The organism is Streptomyces sp. MJM8645 (assembly GCF_001625365.1).
Classification (GTDB): Bacteria; Actinomycetota; Actinomycetes; order Streptomycetales; family Streptomycetaceae; genus Kitasatospora.
Genome location: NZ_LJJF01000001.1, coordinates 5,035,220 through 5,051,032 on the forward strand (window position 1 = coordinate 5,035,220; position 15,813 = coordinate 5,051,032).

Here is a 15,813-nt window from a genome sequence, read left to right on the forward strand (position 1 = left end):
GAGCAAAAAGGCAAATCCGCTCATATGGTGATGAATCAGGCCAGTGACCCACCCCCGACCCACCGGACCGACGAGCGGAGACCGTGCGATGGCGCAGGTGAACCCGTCCGGCGGTCCCGCCCGTGCCGCCCGCCGCCGCGTCCGCGGGCCCGCCCGGGCGCTGCTCGCGATGCTGCTCACCGCACTCGTGGTCGGCGGCGCCGTCCCGTACGTCTCCGGATCCGGCCGGCCCTACCTCAGCTACCTGGTGCTCGCCGAGCAGGAGGACGCCGCCGGGGCCGCCCTGGCCGGGGCCGAGAGCCGGGCGGCGGGCGGGCAGGTGGTCCAGGAGTACCCGCAGATCGGGGCCGTCCTGGCGTACGCCACCGGCGGCTTCGCGGGCACGCTGCGGGCCCGGCCCGGGATCGCCGCCGTCGGCACCACCCGGACCGAACCGGTGGTCGCCCCGCCCCGCCTGCTGGACGGCGCCGGGGACTTCGCCGCCGGTACCGACCGCGCCGACCGCGCCGGCCGCAGCAGCACCGATCACGCCCGTCGCGACAGCGATCACGCCCGGCGCAGCAGCACCGACAGCGCCCGGCGCGACAGCACCGACCGGCAGGACGGCGGCACCGTCACGGTGCCCGACCCGAGCGAGGGCGACCCGTGGAACCTCGCCATGCTCGGCGGCGCCGGCTCCCGGGCCGGCGACACCTCCACCGGGATCCGCGGTCCCGCCGGCGCGCCGACCGCCGACGCACTGCACAAGGTGCTGGTCGCGGTGCTCGACTCCGGCGTCGACGACACCCACCCCGACCTGCGCGCCGCCGTCGACCCGAAGGCCTCCGTCTCCTGCGCCGACGGCCGGCCCGACGCCCGCTCCGGCTCCTGGCGGCCCGACCCCGGGGTCAGCGAGAGTGGCCACGGCACCCACGTCGCCGGGATCGTCGGCGCAACCCGGGACGGCCACGGCATCACCGGGGTCGCGCCGGGCGTGCGGATCGCCGCCGTCCGGCTGCTCGGACCGCTCGGCCAGTACTACGCCGAGAACATCGTCTGCGGCATGCTCTGGGCCGCCGACCACGGCGCCAAGGCGATCAACAACAGCTACTTCGCCGACCCGTGGAAGTACAACTGCCCGGAGGACCAGGACCAGGCCGCGCTGATCGCCGCCGTCGGCCGGGCCTCCGGCTACGCCCAGCGCAAGGGTGCCGTCGTGGTCGCCTCGGCGGGCAACGACGGGCAGGACCTCGGCGCCGCCCGGACGGACGAGCGCAGCCCCAACGACCGGGTCTCCGGCCCGGCCCGCTCCCGCTACCTGGGCACCGAGTGCATCCGGCTGCCCGGCGAACTGCCCGGCGTCGTCACCGTCACCGCCGTCAACCGGGACGGCCGCCCGTCCGGCTATTCGAACTACGGCCGCGGCCGGGTCTCGCTGGCCGCCCCCGGCGGCGACCCGGACAGCGGGCCGCAGGGCGCGATCGTCTCCGACTGGCCGGGCGGGCAGTACGCGGCACTGGCCGGCACCTCGATGGCGGCGGCGCACGTCACCGGCGCGGTCGCGGTGGCCGCCGCCCTGCACCCGGACTACGGCTCCGGCCCGCTCGCCGCCCTGCTCGCCGGCACCGCGGCGGCCGCCTGCCCGCCCGGGCCGTACGCCTGCGGGGCCCGGCAGTACTTCGGTGCCGGGCTGCTCGCGCTGCCGCGCTGAGGCGGGCGGAAAACCGGGTGGCGCCGTCCGGGCGGGTCGGTGAGGATCGGGGCGTGACCGTCTTCCTCACCGCCGAGCGGCTGGTGCTGCGCCGCTTCACCGCAGCGGACGTCGACCACCTGGTCGAACTGGACGGCGACCCGGAGGTGATGCGCCACCTCACCGGCGGGCGGCCGACCGCGCGGGAGCGGGTCGAGGGCGAACTGCTGCCGCTGTATCTCGCGCACTACCGGCGGTACGGCGACCTCGGCTGGTGGGCGGCCGAGGAGCGGGCCGGCGGGGCCTTCCTGGGCTGGTTCGAGTTCCGGCCGACGCGGGAGGGCGACCGCTCCGAGGTCGAGCTGGGGTACCGGCTGCGCCGGGCCGCCTGGGGGCTCGGGTACGCGACGGAGGGGGCGCGGGCGCTGGTCCGCCGCGGCTTCACCGAACTGGGCGTGCGGCGGGTGGTGGCGTACACGATGACGGTCAACGCGGGCTCGCGGCGGGTCATGGAGAAGACCGGGCTGTCGTTCGTCCGCACCTTCCACGAGGACTACCCGGAGGCGATCCCCGGCAGCGAGCACGGCGAGGTCGAGTACGCGCTGACGGCCGGGCAGTGGCGGGCCCCGGACGGCGCCGCGCGGTCCGGGATACTGGAGCCATGAGGCTGACGGAGTTCTGGCGACGGATGCACGCGCACTTCGGGGAGACGTACGCGGAGTCCTTCGCCTCCGACCATGTGATGAGCGAACTCGGCGGGCGGACGGTGCGGCAGGCACTGGAGTCGGGCTGGGAGGCCAAGGACGTCTGGCGGGTGGTCTGCGAGACCCAGGGCGTCTCCGGCGTGCTGCGTTGACCACCGCCCGCCCGCGGGACCGACCCCGCCCCGGCGGGGTGCCCGGTGCTCGGGCGGCTCCGGGGGATGGGTGAGACTGTCGGAGTGACAAGCAGCGCAGAAGCACAGAATTCGGACAGGACGGCGCGGGTCGCCGACGAGGCTCCGGGCCCGCCGCCCGAACCGCGGCTGCCGGAGGGCGAGGCCGGCGGCCTCTGGGGTGGCGGGATGCCGCGCTGGCTGCCCCGGGCGATGGTGCTGGCCCTGGTGCTGGTCGGGCTGTTCCAGCTCGCCGACTGGGCCTTCCACCAGCTGATCGACCTCTTCGTGATGCTGCTGGTGGCCTTCTTCCTCTCGTTGGCGCTGGAGCCGGCCGTCGACCGGATGGCGGCGCGCGGGGTGCGTCGCGGGATCGGCACCTTCCTGGTGTTCGTCGCGGTGGGGATCGCGGTGATCGGGTTCCTCGCGGCGCTCGGCACGCTGTTGGTCGATCAGGTCGCGAAGATCGCCGGGGACCTGCCGCACCTGGTCGACAACCTGATCAACTGGGTGAACCGGACGTTCCATCAGGACCTGTCGCTGGGCGAGCTGCAGAAGAAGCTGCTCAAGGACTCCGGCGCGATCGAGAGCTACGCCCAGCAGGCCGCCGACAACGTCTGGGGCCTCTCCTCCACCGTGATCGGCGGGCTCTTCCAGGCCTTCACGGTCGGGCTGTTCACCTTCTACTTCACCGCCGAGGGCCCGCGGGTCCGCCGGACGGTCTGCTCGATGCTGCCGCCCGCCAAGCAGGGCGAGGTGCTGCGGGCCTGGGAGATCGCCCTCGCCAAGACCGGCGGCTACCTGTACTCCCGGGCGCTGCTCGCGGTGGTCTCCGCGGCCGGGCACTGGGTGATGTTCGCGCTGCTCGACCTGCCGTACGCGGCCGCGCTGGCGGTCTGGGTCGGCGTCATGTCGCAGTTCGTGCCGACCATCGGGACGTACCTGGCCGGCGCGCTGCCGGTGCTGGTGGCGCTCACCGTGCAGCCGGTGGACGCGCTCTGGGTGCTGATCTTCGTGGTGGTCTACCAGCAGGTCGAGAACTACCTGCTGCACCCGAGGATCACCGCGCGGACGGTGGACGTGCACCCGGCGGTCGCGTTCGGCGCGGTGATCGCGGGCGCGGCGCTGCTCGGCGCGGTGGGCGCGCTGATCGCCATCCCGGCGGCGGCCACCTTGCAGGGCTTCGTCGGGACGTACGTGCGGCGGTACGAGGTGGCCACCGACCCGCGGATCGACCGGGGCGAGCAGCGGCGGGCCCGGCGGGAGCTGCGCCGGGAGGCGGCGCGGCGGCTGCGGCGGATGGTCGGCGGCGACGGGAGGTGACCCGGCCGGTGGTGGTGGCACCGTTCGGACGTGCGAAGCTTGAATCGAACATTTGTTCTCTGTACTCTCCGGCGAGGAGTTTTCCACAGGCGGAGCCGGGTCGGGCTCGTTTGTCAGTGGGACGCGCTAGCGTCGAGGACGATGAAGCGCACAGCACAGAACCCGAGGGTGGAAGCCATGGCAGGTACGGACCGCGAGAAGGCCCTTGAGAACGCACTCGCTCAGATCGAGCGGCAGTTCGGCAAGGGCTCGGTGATGCGCCTGGGCGAGAAGGCCAACGAGCCGATCGACGTGATCCCCACCGGGTCCACCGCCCTGGACGTCGCCCTCGGTGTCGGCGGTATCCCGCGCGGCCGGGTGGTCGAGATCTACGGCCCCGAGTCCTCCGGCAAGACCACCCTGACCCTGCACCTGGCGGCCAACGCCCAGCGGGCCGGCGGCACGGTCGCCTTCGTCGACGCGGAGCACGCGCTCGATCCCGAGTACGCCAAGAAGCTCGGCGTGGACACCGACGCCCTGCTGGTCAGCCAGCCGGACACCGGTGAGCAGGCGCTGGAGATCACGGACATGCTGATCCGCTCCGGCGCTGTCGACCTGATCATCATCGACTCGGTCGCGGCGCTCGTCCCGCGTGCGGAGATCGAGGGCGAGATGGGTGACTCGCACGTCGGTCTGCAGGCCCGGCTGATGAGCCAGGCGCTGCGCAAGATCGCCGGTGCGCTGAACCAGTCGGGCACCACGGCGGTGTTCATCAACCAGCTGCGCGAGAAGATCGGCGTCATGTTCGGCTCGCCGGAGACCACGACCGGTGGCCGGGCGCTGAAGTTCTACGCCTCGGTCCGGCTGGACATCCGCCGGATCGAGACCCTGAAGGACGGCACCGAGGCGGTCGGCAACCGCACCCGCGTCAAGGTGGTCAAGAACAAGGTCGCCGCGCCGTTCAAGCAGGCCGAGTTCGACATCCTCTACGGCATCGGCATCAGCCGCGAGGGCGGCCTGATCGACATGGGCGTCGAGCACGGCTTCATCCGCAAGTCCGGTGCCTGGTACACCTACGAGGGCGACCAGCTCGGCCAGGGCAAGGAGAACGCCCGCAACTTCCTGCGGGACAACCCGCAGCTCGCCGACGAGATCGAGCGGAAGATCAAGGGCAAGCTCGGCATCGGCCCGAAGACCGAGGAGCCGGCCGAGGGCGAGGCGGCGGCTGCTGCCGCCGACGGCGCCGCGAAGCCGATCACCGCGACCGCCGCCAAGACGGCCGCGGCGAAGAAGACGGCGGCGGCCGCCAAGGCCTGAACCGTTGACGCAGCACGACGCAGTGGGTGAGGGCGGCCCGGCGGGTCCGGACGGCGACGACTACGGGCCGCCGGACTGGTTCGCCGCCGTGGAGGGGGAGCCGGAGCCGCCGTTCGAGGCGACGCCCCGGGCGCGGTCGCAGTCCCGGAAGGGGCGGCGGCGGGAGCGGTCCTCTGCCGCACAGTGGGCATCCGGTTCGGAGCCGGAGTTCGACCGGGAGCCGGCCCGGGCGGTGCGCGGCGCGGCGCCCGGGCCGGCACCGGCGGAGCCGTCGGTCGGCGAGCTCGGGCTGGTCTCCGCCTCAGAACTGCCCACCGGCCGCCGCAGGCGGCGCTCGGCACTGGCGGCCGAGGAGTTCGACGAGGCCGGCTCCCCGGCGGCGGGCGAGGGCCGGAGCGAGGCCGGGGCGGTCGGTCACGGGGGTGTGACCGCCCCGGCCCCGCACACCGGTCTCGGCGCGCGTCGTGGGCGGCGCGCTGCGGCCGGGCGCTCCGCCGGGCACGCCTCGGACGAGACAGGCGCTCCGGGCGACGCGCACGACCCCTCCGCCCGTACCGGCCGAACCGGGCGGAAGCGGGCCGGGGCCGAGGAGACGGCCGATCCCGAGACCCGCGCCCGCGACATCTGCCTGCGGCTGCTCACCGGCGCCGCCAAGAGCCGCAAACAGCTCGCCGACGCCCTGCGCAAGCGGGAGATCCCGGACGACGTCGCCGACGAGGTGCTCACCCGGCTCGAAGAGGTCGGGCTGATCGACGACGCGGCCTTCGCCGCGGCCTGGGTGGAGTCCCGGCACGCCGTCCGGGGCCTGTCCCGGCGGGCGCTGGCCCAGGAACTGCGCACCAAGGGCGTGGCCGCGGACCTGGTCGAACAGGCCGTCGCCCAGCTCGACCACGACGACGAGACCGAGGCCGCCCGGGCGCTGGTCGACCGCAAGCTGCGGTCCACCCGAGGGCTGGACCCGCAGGTCCGGATGCGGCGGCTGGTCGGCGTGCTGGCCCGGCGCGGCTACTCCGAGGGGCTGGCGTTCCGGGTGGTGCGGAGCGCGCTGGACGAGGAGGAGCCGGGCGAACCGTCAGGAACCGGGAGGGACTAGTGGCCGTCCGGTAGCCATTGCGTACGCTTCTTGGTCCAGTCCAGGTCGAGTCTTGACCGTTTCGTGACCCGCACCTAGCCTCGCACTCAGTGCGGGGGCGCTTCCGGACGGCGGTCCACGCCGGGCGGCGGACAGCGGTGACGGGGAGTGGGCGGCATGAGGATCTCTGCGGGCACCGGACCGGACACCTCCCTGCTGCCACTCGCCGGGTCGGCCGGCGCCGTCCTGCTGCTCCTCGCCGTCCTGGTCGGGCTGCTGGCCAAGCGGCTCCGGGCCGCCCAGCGGCGCGCCGGCGTCGAGGCCGAGCGCGTCCGCGGCTGGGCCGAGCAGCAGACCTCCCGGCAGCGGGCCGAACTCGCCCGGCGCGAGGAGCAGTTGGCCGAGGAGCTGCGCCGGGTCCGGACCAGGGAGGACGAACTCGCCGCGCGCTCCGCCGAACTGGAGCGCACCCGGGGCGAGGCCGAGGCGCTGGTGACCCGCCGGGTTGCGGTGCTGGAGCGGGCCGGCGGACTCTCCGCCGAGCAGGCCCGCGCCGAACTCCTGCGCGAGGCCGCGACCACGGCCCGGCGGGAGGCCGCGGTCACGGTCCGGGAGATCGAGCGCGAGGCCAGGGAGGAGGGCGAGCGCCGGGCCCGGGGCATCCTCGCCGGGGTGATCCAGCGGCTGGCGTCGGTGCAGACCGCCGAGACGGCGGTCACCGTCTTCCGGCTGCCGAGCGAAGACATGAAGGGCCGGATCATCGGCCGCGAAGGCCGCAACATTCGTGCCTTCGAGGCGGTCACCGGCGTCAACCTGATCATCGACGACACCCCCGCGACGGTGCAGCTCTCCTGCTTCGACCCGGTCCGCCGGGAGACCGCCCGGCTCACCCTGGAACAACTGGTCGAGGACGGCCGGATCCACCCGACCCGGATCGAACACGTCCACGAGCGCAGCCGCGAGGAGGTCGAGCAGTGCTGCGTCCGGGCCGGTGAGGACGCCCTGCTGGACGCCCGGGTCGGCGGGATGCACCCCGAGCTCGTCCGCACCCTGGGCAGTCTGCGCTACCGGGTCTCGTACGGGCAGAACGTGCTCGGGCACCTGCTGGAGTCCGCGCACCTGGCCGGGATGATGGCCGCCGAGCTCGGGGTGGCCCCGGAGCCGGTGCGGCGGTCGGCGCTGCTGCACGACATCGGCAAGGCGCTCACCCACGAGGTCGAGGGCAGCCACGCGGCGGTCGGCGCGGACTTCGCCCGCCGGCACGGGGAGTCCCCGGAGGTGGTGCACGCGATCGCCGCGCACCACGGCGAGGTGGAGCCGCGCACCGTGGAGGCCGTGCTCACGCAGGCCGCGGACGCCTGTTCGGGCGGGCGGCCCGGGGCGCGCAAGGAGTCGCTGGAGGTGTACGTGCGGCGGCTGGCGCGGCTGGAGGAGATCGCCCGCGCGCACGAGGGCGTGGCCGAGGTGTACGCGATGCAGGCGGGGCGCGAGGTGCGGGTGATGGTGCGGCCGGAGGAGGTGGACGACCTCGGGGCGCAGCTGATCGCCCGGGAGGTCGCCCGGCAGGTCTCCGAGGAGCTGACCTATCCGGGTCAGATCCGGGTGACGGTGGTCCGGGAGAGTCGGGCCATCGCGGTGGCGAGTTAGGCCAAGAGTTAGGCCCTGTCCGGCGCACGTCCGGGGCGCGCGCAGGGGTGCACGCCCGGGGCTCGCGCCAGGGCCCTACGCGCTGGGGGAGTCCACCTGCTGGGGCGCCTGGCGGGCGGCGGGCTCCGGCGCTGGGCTCTGGTCGGGCTCGGGTTCGGGTGCGCCGGCGAGCGGGGCCGGCCCGCCCCGGGCGCGGTCGGCGAGCGCCAGCAGGTCCTCGGCGGCGGCGCCCTGGGTGGCGCCGACCAGGTGCCCGTCCGGCCGGATCAGCAGCACGGTGTGCGGCCCGGCCTCCGGGTACTCCTCGGTGACCAGCACTTCGGCGGGCACCGGCAGCGCGGCGGCGACCTCGGCGAGCCGGGGCATCAGGCCGGCGCCCAGCCAGTGCTCGGCGGACCAGACGGCGGTGCCGGGGGCGACCAGCAGCAGCAGGAAGGTGACGCCGAGCCGGGCGTGCAGGTGGTCCGGGGTGCCGTCGGCGGCGAGCACCGGCAGGTCCGGGACGAGCACGCCGGGGGCGGTGGCCGGCAGCAGTTCGCTGAGCGAGGTGGTGCCGCGGGCGCCGCGCTGGACCGGCACCCGGCCGGGGACGCCCGAGGGCGCGGCCGGGTAGGCGGGCGCGCCGCCGAAGCGGCCGGTGCCGAGCTGTCCGTCGGCGAGCAGCGGTGCGTGCTTGCGGAAGCCGCCGACCAGCAGCGAGCGCCGGGTCTGCTGCCAGCCGCGCAGCGGGCGCAGCAGCGGCATGGACTGGTCGACGGCGCGCAGCCGGGCGCCGACCGCGCCGCGCCGTTCGGCCTCGTAGCCGTCCAGCAGGGAGCCGCCGGGTTGCGGGCCGCCGGAGTGGAGGTGCCAGGCGAGGGAGAGCCGCCAGGCGAGGTTGTCGGCGTCGCGCAGCCCGTCGGCCAGGTTCTGCATGCCGAGCGCGCCGTGCAGGTGGGCGGCGTCGCCGGCGAGGAAGCAGCGGCCGCTGCGGAACCGGGCGGCGAGGCGCTGCTGGGCGGTGTGGTCGGCGGCGGCGAGCAGGTCGAAGCGGGGGAGTTCGCCGCACCAGCCGGTGAGGGTGGCGGTGACCCGGGTGAGCAGGGTGTCGCCGGTGACGACGCCGGGCCAGGTGGCGTGCGGGTCGACGGTTTCGGTGGGGGCGGGCCGCCCGGGGGGCAGCCGCCAGTCGAGCCGCCAGACGCCGTCCGGCAGCGGGCGGGCGGAGGCCTCGCGGTCGCCGCGCCACGGGGGCTCGCGGTGCAGCCGGGCCTCGTGGAAGGGCAGGTCGACCCGGACGGTGGCGATGGCGTTGCGGTCGACGGCGGGGCGGCCGGGGAAGCGGATCTTCAGGAGCTTGCGGACGGCGGATCTGGCGCCGTCGCAGCCGACCAGGTGGCTGCCGCGCCACCAGGTGCTGGAGCCGTCCTGGGTGCCGTGGGTGCGGACGCTGACGCCGTCGCGGTCCTGTTCGAGTTCGACGACCCGGCTCAGCGGGACCAGCCGGACCAGCGGGGTGCCGGTGAGGGCGTCGCGCAGGCCGCGCTGGAGGCGGTGCTGGGGCAGGTGGAACGCGGGGGAGTCGGTGAGGTCGATCCGCAGGACCTCCTGGCGGCGGCGCCAGACGGTGAAGGAGTCCCAGAGGGCGGAGTCGGAGACGGCCCGCGGGTAGCCGATCCGGGTGAGGAAGGCGGCGGTGTCGGCCCCGAGGACGACGCTGCGCGGGCCCTCGGGGCAGAGCCCGGAGCCCTCGTCCAGGACGATGGTCGGCACTTCGTGCCGGGCGAGGGCGAGGGCCAGGGCCAGACCGACCGGTCCGGCCCCGACCACGATCACCGGGTCCATGCGGTGACCTCCGGGCACGAACCGGCCGATGGGCCGGCGTCAGTTACCGCTGCCGCATATGCCGCGTGGATGCTCCCGGGAGGTGTCACGAAGAGCAATGCAACAGTTCACCTGCGTGTGCGTCAAGCAGCAGCTGAAGTGCGCCGGTTCGCGCCGCGACGGCCGCGCGCTTCGATCCACCGGGCGAGGGCGGTCAGCAGCAGGCACATGGCGATGTAGATCGGACCGATCACCAGTACCACGGGGATGTACGGGAAGCCCGCGGCGTTGATCGGCTGGCTGGCGATCGCCTTGCCGACGAACAGCAGCTCGTTGAAGGTGATGACGAAGCCGAGCGAGGTGTCCTTCAGGGTGACGACCAGCTGGCCGATCATCGAGGGCAGCATCGAGCGGATCGCCTGCGGCACCAGGATGCCGGCCATCACCTGGGTCTTGCGCATGCCGAGCGCGTAGGCCGCCTCGGCCTGGCCGCGCGGGACGGCGTTGACGCCGCTGCGGATGATCTCGGCCTGCACCGAGCCGTTGTAGAGGGTGAGGCCGATGACAAGCGCCCACATCGGCTCCTTCGCGAAGAACGCGTAGTAGAGCGCGACGATCAGGATCAGCAGCGGCATCGCCCGGAAGAACTGGACGAAGCCGACGGCCGCCCAGCGGACCGGCTTGTGGTCGGAGAGCTGTCCGGCGGCGAGCAGGCCGCCCAGGGTGAGCGAGAACAGTGCGGCCAGGCCGAAGGCCTCCAGGGTGGAGACCAGGCCGTCCACGATGCGTTGCTGGACGGTGTTGTACTGGAACGCGTCCCACAGATGAGGGTCGAACTGGCCGTTGTCGGAGAGCGCGGTGAAGACGTACTGGAGCAGGGCGGCGACGCCGATCAGCGCCAGCACCCCGAACAGCTGGTACCGGGTGCGGGCCCGCGGGCCGGGGGCGTCGTAGAGGACGTTGGCCGTGGGGGTGCGGGTGAAGAGGTTGCTCATCGGGCCACCGCCAGTCGGGATTCCAGGACGCGGAACAGCGTGGCGACCGTGGCACTGATCACCAGGTAGGCGCAGGCCACCCAGAAGAAGATCCCGAAGATCGCGTAGCCGCGCTCGGAGAGGGTCTGCTGCACGCTGTACAGCTCGCTGACGCTGAAGGCGCCGGCGATCGCCGAGTTCCTCGGCAGCGCGATGAACACACTGCTCAGCGGGGCCAGGACGGTCCGGGTGGCCTGCGGCAGGATGATCAGGGTGAGGGTCTGGCCGAAGCTCATGCCGAGGCTGCGGGCCGCCTCGGCCTGGCCGAGCGGCACGGTGTTGATGCCCGAGCGGATCACCTCGCAGACGAACGAGGCGGTGTAGCCGCCGAGCGCCAGCACCGCGAAGGTGAGGTGGCTGAAGTGCACCCCGAGCGGCGGCAGGCCGAAGGTGACGGCGAAGAACAGCAGGGTCAGCGGCGTGTTGCGGAACAGCGTGACCCAGGTGGTGCCGAAGGCACGCAGGACCGGCACCGGGGAGACCCGGAAGGCCGCCAGCAGGGTGCCCAGCAGCAGGGCGAGCAGGGCGCTGAGCGCGCTCAGCTCGATCGTCTGCAGGAAGCCGTCGCGGAACAACGCGAAGTTGTCCTGCTCGAACAGGAACCCCATCCGGCGGCCCTCCTCTCATCAGATGGTCAGGACGGATGGTCGGGCGTGGACCGGATCAGTAGCGTTCGAGGGCCGGCACGGCCGGCGCGGCGGAGCCGGACGCGCCCAGGGTCGCGTCGTAGGCCTTCTTCCAGTCGCCGTTGTCCTCGTGGGCCTTGAGCGCGTCGCTGATGGCGTTGCGCAGGACCGCGTCGTCCTTGTTGAGACCGACGCCGTAGTTCTCCTTGGTGAACGGCTTGCCGACCACCTTGAGCTTGGGGGCGTACTTGGAGGCGTAGCCCTTGAGGATCGCGTCGTCGGTGGTGACCGCGTCGACCTCGCCGGACAGCAGCTTCTCGACGCAGGCCGAGTAGGTGTCGAACTGCGTGATCTTCGGGTTGTACTGCTGGATGTTCTTGATCGAGGTGGAGCCGGTGGCGGTGCAGACGTTCTTGCCGCCGACGCTCTCCGGGCCGGTGATCGAGGTGTTGTCGGCCTTCACCAGGAAGTCCTGACCGGCGATGTAGTACGGGCCGGCGAAGGAGACCGTCTTCTTGCGCTCGTCGTTGATGCTGTAGGTGCCGACGTAGAAGTCGATCTGGCCCTTGGCGATGGCCGGCTCGCGCTGCGAGGAGACCAGCGTCTGCCACTTGATCTGCTGCGGGCTGAAGCCGAGGTCGGCGGCGACCATCTTGGCGATCTCGATGTCGAAGCCGCTGCGGTCGCCGCTGGCGACGTCCTCGAAGCCCAGTCCCGGCTGGTCGGCCTTGGCGCCGATGATCAGCTGGCCGCGCTTCTTCGCCTCGGCGAGGATCGCCGAGTCGATCTTGACGTCGGTCTTGACCGTGTAGGTGGGCAGCGCCGGGGCGTTGCCGCTGCTCGCGGCGGTGGCGCCGGGGGAGCCGTCCTTGCCGCAGGCGGCGGTGGCGGTGAGCACGACGGCACAGAGCGCGACGGCGAGGGTGCGACGAGTCCTCATGAGGGTTGTTCTCCTGGGAGCTGGGCCACGGCTAACCGGGCTCTGGCGTCTGGAAGGTGCGTGCACGGGCAGGGCCGCCCGGCGTCCTTGCCGGCGGCGGCCCCGCGTGGTCTCGAAGCGTCAGTGGTGGAGGATCTTCGAGAGGAAGTCCTTGGCACGGTCGGAACGCGGCGCGGTGAAGAAGGCGTCCGGGGTGTTCTGCTCGACGATCCGGCCGTCGGCCATGAACAGCACGCGGTTGGCGGCGGAGCGGGCGAAACCCATCTCGTGGGTGACCACGACCATCGTCATGCCGTCGGCGGCCAGCTGGCGCATGACCTCCAGCACCTCGTTGACCATCTCCGGGTCGAGGGCCGAGGTGGGCTCGTCGAAGAGCATCACCTTGGGCTTCATCGCCAGCGCCCGGGCGATCGCCACGCGCTGCTGCTGGCCGCCGGAGAGCTGGGCGGGGAACTTGTCCGCCTGCGCGCCGACGCCGACCCGCTCCAGCAGCCCGCGGGCGGTCTTCTCGGCCTGCGCCCGGGCGATCCCGCGCACCTTGACCTGGCCGATGACGACGTTCTCCAGCACCGTCTTGTGCGCGAACAGGTTGAAGCTCTGGAACACCATGCCGACCTCGGCGCGCAGCCGGGCCAGCTCCTTGCCCTCGTCGGGCAGCGGGCGGCCGTCGATGGTGATCGTGCCGGAGTCGATGGTCTCCAGCCGGTTGATCGTTCGGCAGAGCGTCGACTTGCCGGAGCCGGACGGCCCGATCAGGACCACGACCTCGCCCTGGACGATCTTCAGGTCGATGTCCTGGAGGACGTGCAGCGCGCCGTAGTGCTTGTTCACGCTGCTCAGCACGACCAGGGGGGCGGCTGCAGGGGTGGAGTCCTCGACCGGATTCTCGGCCATCGCGCCTGCTCCCTCGTGTCGGCCCGTGAAAGTCTGAACTCCCTTGGGCGGCAATGGTGGTACGAAATCCGGGAGCCGCGACCGGCGGAGCCGCAGCCCCCGGTGGGCCGACCATAGGAGTGATGACGACGTGCCGTCAGCCGATCTGAGCGGAACTTGAGGATCACGAAACGGCCACACGCTGCTCGCGGGCTGTTCGCCGGGGCGCCAACGGGGCATGTGACAGCCGGCGTCCGCGCCGGCGCGCCCCGCCCCGTGGCAGCCGTCGGGCGACCGAGCCTGGCGCCGGGCCGCCCACTGGCTCATACTGCGCAGGACCGGGGCCCGACCAGGCGGTCCCGGCGATCAGGTGGGGGAAGGAGGAGAACAGGATGCGATTGCTGCTCGTCGAGGACGACGAACGCGTGGCCGCCGCGCTGGTCGCGGTACTGGGCCGGCACGGCTTCCAGGTCCGGCACGCCCGCAGCGGGCACGAGGCGCTGGACGCCCTGGTGCCGGACGGAAACGACCCGTACCGGGTGGTGCTGCTCGACCTCGGGCTGCCCGACCGCGACGGCTTCGAGGTGTGCAGCCGGATCAGGGCCGGCAGCGGCGTCCCGGTGATCATGGTCACCGCCCGCGCCGACATCCGCTCCCGGATCCACGGCCTCAACCTGGGCGCCGACGACTACGTCACCAAGCCCTACGACATGGGCGAGCTGCTCGCCCGCATCCACGCGGTGGCCCGCCGCGGCGCCGCCCCCGCCTCGGTGGCGGCGCCCGCGCCCGACGCCGTCCCGCAGCAGCGCGGCCCGCTGGAGTCCCGCGGCATCCGGATCGACCGGGAGCGCCGCCGGGTCAGCGTGGACGGCCGGGACGTGCCGCTCACCCGCAAGGAGTTCGACCTGCTCGCCCTGCTCGCCCAGAGCCCCGGCGTGGTCTACCGGCGCGAGCAGATCTTCAGCGAGGTCTGGCGCAGCGGCTGGGAGGGCAACGGGCGCACCCTGGAGGTGCACATCGGCTCGCTGCGCAACAAGCTCGCGCTGCCCGGCCTGGTCGAGGCCGTCCGCGGCGTCGGCTACCGCCTGATCCCGGAGTCCCCGGCGCCCGCCGCGGACCCGGCCCCGCCCGCCCCCGCGGAGCGCTGACCGCACGTGCGCACCCGCCTGCTCGGCATCCTGATCGCCCTCATGCTCTGCGTCCTGGCCGCCCTGGGGCTGCCGCTCGCGGCGGCGGTCGCGGCGGCCGAGCAGAGCAGGGTGGTCGTCGACCGGCTCGACGACGCCGCCCGCTTCGCCCAGGACCTGCCGACCTCCGGCCCCTCGGCGGTGGAGTCCGCGCTCAAGGGCGACCCGGAGCCCGCCCCCGGCGACGTCAGCCGCCGGCGCGCGATCGACGCCGAGGTCCGCCGCTACCACGACCTGTACGGCGTGCGGCTGGGCATCTTCCAGCGCGACGGCGTGCCGATCGCCGCCGCCCCCGCCGACTGGCGGGTGCCCCGCGGCTGGGGCGCGCAGGCCTTTCAGGAGGCGCTGGACGGGCGGCGCAGCCACAACCCGCCCCAGGTCTGGCCGTGGACCGACGACCGCACCCTGACCGTCGCCACCCCGGTGGTGCGCGACGGCGACGTGGTCGCGGTGGTGCTCAGCGAGTCCCCCACCGGGGCGCTGCGCACCCGGATCCTGCACAGCTGGCTGGTGATCGGCGCCGGCGAGGCCGCCGCGATGATCGTCGCGGTGCTGCTGGCCGGCCGGCTCACCGAGTGGGTGCTGCGCCCGGTCCGCACCCTCGACCGGGCCACCCACGACATCGCCACCGGCCGGATGGCCGCCCGGGTCGCGCCCGGCGGCGGCCCGCCCGAGCTGCAGCGGCTGGCCCGCTCGTTCAACGAGATGGCCGACCACGTGGTGCTCGCCATGGACCAGCAGAAGGCCTTCGTCGCGGACGCCTCGCACCAGCTGCGCAACCCGCTGGCGGCCCTGCTGTTGCGGGTCGAGGTGCTCGGGCTGGAACTGCCCGAGGGGCACGAGGAGGAGCTCGGCGGCGTCCGGGAGGAGGGCGTCCGGCTGGCCCGGGTGCTGGACGACCTGCTCGGCCTGGCCACCGCCGAGCACGCCCGCCCCGAACCCGAGCAGACCGACCTCGCCGCGCTCACCCTGGCCCGGGTCGACGCCTGGCGGCCGGTCGCCGAGCAGCGCGGGATCGAGCTGAGCTGGGAGGGCCCGGCGCTCGCCGTCGGCATGGCGGACCCGATCGGCTTCGGCTCCGCCCTGGACGCCGTGCTGGACAACGCGCTCAAGTTCGGCCCGGCCGGCAGCGGGGTGCGGCTGAAGGTCTCGGTGCGCCGGGACGAGGTCGCGGTGACCGTCACGGACGCCGGGCCCGGCCTCGCCGAGGACGAGCTGCCCCGCGCCGGGGACCGCTTCTGGCGCAGCCCGCGGCACCAGAACGTGGACGGCTCCGGGCTCGGCCTGTCGATCGCCCGCACCCTGCTGGCGGCGGGCGGCGGTTCGCTCGCCTTCGCCCCGGTCGAGCCGACCGGGCTCGCGGTGACGCTGACGGTGCCGCGGCCGGAGAAGCGGTAGCCCGTACGGGCCCGCAGCGCCCGTACGGTTTCCGGGCTTCCGGGCTTCACCGAGCGGTGGATCTCAGGGCT

At 73.7% G+C, this 15,813-nt stretch carries 14 protein-coding genes; 9 read left to right on the plus strand and 5 right to left on the minus strand.

From position 1 onward, the window contains the following. The first annotated feature begins 88 nt into the window (after positions 1 to 88). From A6F73_RS21720 to rny, 7 genes are all read left to right on the plus strand, one after another. Positions 89 to 1,690, plus strand: coding sequence for a S8 family serine peptidase (locus A6F73_RS21720; protein WP_063349320.1), 1,602 nt, complete (start codon positions 89 to 91; stop codon positions 1,688 to 1,690). A 53-nt stretch (positions 1,691 to 1,743) separates the two neighbouring features. Next, positions 1,744 to 2,334 (plus strand): GNAT family N-acetyltransferase, encoded by a 591-nt coding sequence (locus A6F73_RS21725; RefSeq protein ID WP_063349321.1) that lies wholly within the window; start codon positions 1,744 to 1,746, stop codon positions 2,332 to 2,334. Beyond that, on the plus strand, positions 2,331 to 2,525 hold the full coding sequence (locus A6F73_RS21730; RefSeq protein ID WP_063349322.1) for a DUF3046 domain-containing protein: 195 nt from the start codon (positions 2,331 to 2,333) through the stop codon (positions 2,523 to 2,525). Before A6F73_RS21725 ends, A6F73_RS21730 begins: the two co-directional genes overlap by 4 nt. 207 nt (positions 2,526 to 2,732) lie before the next feature. Beyond that, positions 2,733 to 3,866, plus strand: coding sequence for an AI-2E family transporter (locus A6F73_RS21735; protein ID WP_079135874.1), 1,134 nt, complete (start codon positions 2,733 to 2,735; stop codon positions 3,864 to 3,866). 177 nt (positions 3,867 to 4,043) lie between these two features. Next, complete coding sequence (recA, locus tag A6F73_RS21740; RefSeq protein WP_063349323.1) at positions 4,044 to 5,162, plus strand: recombinase RecA; 1,119 nt, start codon at positions 4,044 to 4,046, stop codon at positions 5,160 to 5,162. 232 nt (positions 5,163 to 5,394) lie between these two features. Beyond that, positions 5,395 to 6,255 (plus strand): recombination regulator RecX, encoded by an 861-nt coding sequence (gene recX / locus A6F73_RS21745; RefSeq protein ID WP_107453076.1) that lies wholly within the window; start codon positions 5,395 to 5,397, stop codon positions 6,253 to 6,255. Positions 6,256 to 6,411: 156 nt separating this feature from the next. After that, the gene (gene rny, locus A6F73_RS21750; RefSeq protein WP_063349324.1) at positions 6,412 to 7,881 is read left to right on the plus strand and encodes a ribonuclease Y; all 1,470 of its coding nucleotides are present in this window, start codon (positions 6,412 to 6,414) and stop codon (positions 7,879 to 7,881) included. A 75-nt stretch (positions 7,882 to 7,956) separates the two neighbouring features. On the opposite strand, the gene A6F73_RS21755 is transcribed toward rny, so the two are convergent. From A6F73_RS21755 to A6F73_RS21775, 5 genes are all read right to left on the minus strand, one after another. Then, positions 7,957 to 9,705, minus strand: a complete 1,749-nt coding sequence (locus A6F73_RS21755; protein WP_063349325.1) for an FAD-dependent monooxygenase — start codon at positions 9,703 to 9,705, stop codon at positions 7,957 to 7,959. 122 nt (positions 9,706 to 9,827) lie between these two features. Further along, on the minus strand, positions 9,828 to 10,679 hold the full coding sequence (locus A6F73_RS21760; protein WP_063349326.1) for an amino acid ABC transporter permease: 852 nt from the start codon (positions 10,677 to 10,679) through the stop codon (positions 9,828 to 9,830). Then, positions 10,676 to 11,326 carry an amino acid ABC transporter permease gene (locus tag A6F73_RS21765; RefSeq protein ID WP_063349327.1) on the minus strand — a complete coding sequence of 217 codons (651 nt, stop codon included), beginning with the start codon at positions 11,324 to 11,326 and terminating at the stop codon, positions 10,676 to 10,678. Before A6F73_RS21765 ends, A6F73_RS21760 begins: the two co-directional genes overlap by 4 nt. Positions 11,327 to 11,381: 55 nt before the next feature. Further along, positions 11,382 to 12,284 (minus strand): glutamate ABC transporter substrate-binding protein, encoded by a 903-nt coding sequence (locus A6F73_RS21770; protein ID WP_063349328.1) that lies wholly within the window; start codon positions 12,282 to 12,284, stop codon positions 11,382 to 11,384. Positions 12,285 to 12,404: 120 nt separating this feature from the next. Beyond that, positions 12,405 to 13,178 carry an amino acid ABC transporter ATP-binding protein gene (locus A6F73_RS21775; protein ID WP_063349329.1) on the minus strand — a complete coding sequence of 258 codons (774 nt, stop codon included), beginning with the start codon at positions 13,176 to 13,178 and terminating at the stop codon, positions 12,405 to 12,407. 371 nt (positions 13,179 to 13,549) lie between these two features. Between A6F73_RS21775 and A6F73_RS21780 the strand changes: the two genes are divergently transcribed. Continuing rightward, complete coding sequence (locus A6F73_RS21780) at positions 13,550 to 14,305, plus strand: response regulator transcription factor (RefSeq protein ID WP_063349330.1); 756 nt, start codon at positions 13,550 to 13,552, stop codon at positions 14,303 to 14,305. 6 nt (positions 14,306 to 14,311) lie between these two features. Next, positions 14,312 to 15,742 (plus strand): HAMP domain-containing sensor histidine kinase, encoded by a 1,431-nt coding sequence (locus A6F73_RS21785; protein ID WP_063349331.1) that lies wholly within the window; start codon positions 14,312 to 14,314, stop codon positions 15,740 to 15,742. Positions 15,743 to 15,813: the final 71 nt, after the last annotated feature.

Coding starts and splice junctions, on each gene's coding strand:
- A6F73_RS21720 (WP_063349320.1), top strand. CDS start 89: ATGGCGCAGGTGAACCCGTCCGGCGGTCCCGCCCGTGCCGCCCGCCGC.
- A6F73_RS21730 (WP_063349322.1), top strand. CDS start 2,331: ATGAGGCTGACGGAGTTCTGGCGACGGATGCACGCGCACTTCGGGGAG.
- A6F73_RS21735 (WP_079135874.1), top strand. CDS start 2,733: ATGCCGCGCTGGCTGCCCCGGGCGATGGTGCTGGCCCTGGTGCTGGTC.
- recA (WP_063349323.1), top strand. CDS start 4,044: ATGGCAGGTACGGACCGCGAGAAGGCCCTTGAGAACGCACTCGCTCAG.
- rny (WP_063349324.1), top strand. CDS start 6,412: ATGAGGATCTCTGCGGGCACCGGACCGGACACCTCCCTGCTGCCACTC.
- A6F73_RS21755 (WP_063349325.1), bottom strand. CDS start 9,705: ATGGACCCGGTGATCGTGGTCGGGGCCGGACCGGTCGGTCTGGCCCTG.
- A6F73_RS21760 (WP_063349326.1), bottom strand. CDS start 10,679: ATGAGCAACCTCTTCACCCGCACCCCCACGGCCAACGTCCTCTACGAC.
- A6F73_RS21765 (WP_063349327.1), bottom strand. CDS start 11,326: ATGGGGTTCCTGTTCGAGCAGGACAACTTCGCGTTGTTCCGCGACGGC.
- A6F73_RS21770 (WP_063349328.1), bottom strand. CDS start 12,284: ATGAGGACTCGTCGCACCCTCGCCGTCGCGCTCTGTGCCGTCGTGCTC.
- A6F73_RS21775 (WP_063349329.1), bottom strand. CDS start 13,178: ATGGCCGAGAATCCGGTCGAGGACTCCACCCCTGCAGCCGCCCCCCTG.
- A6F73_RS21780 (WP_063349330.1), top strand. CDS start 13,550: ATGCGATTGCTGCTCGTCGAGGACGACGAACGCGTGGCCGCCGCGCTG.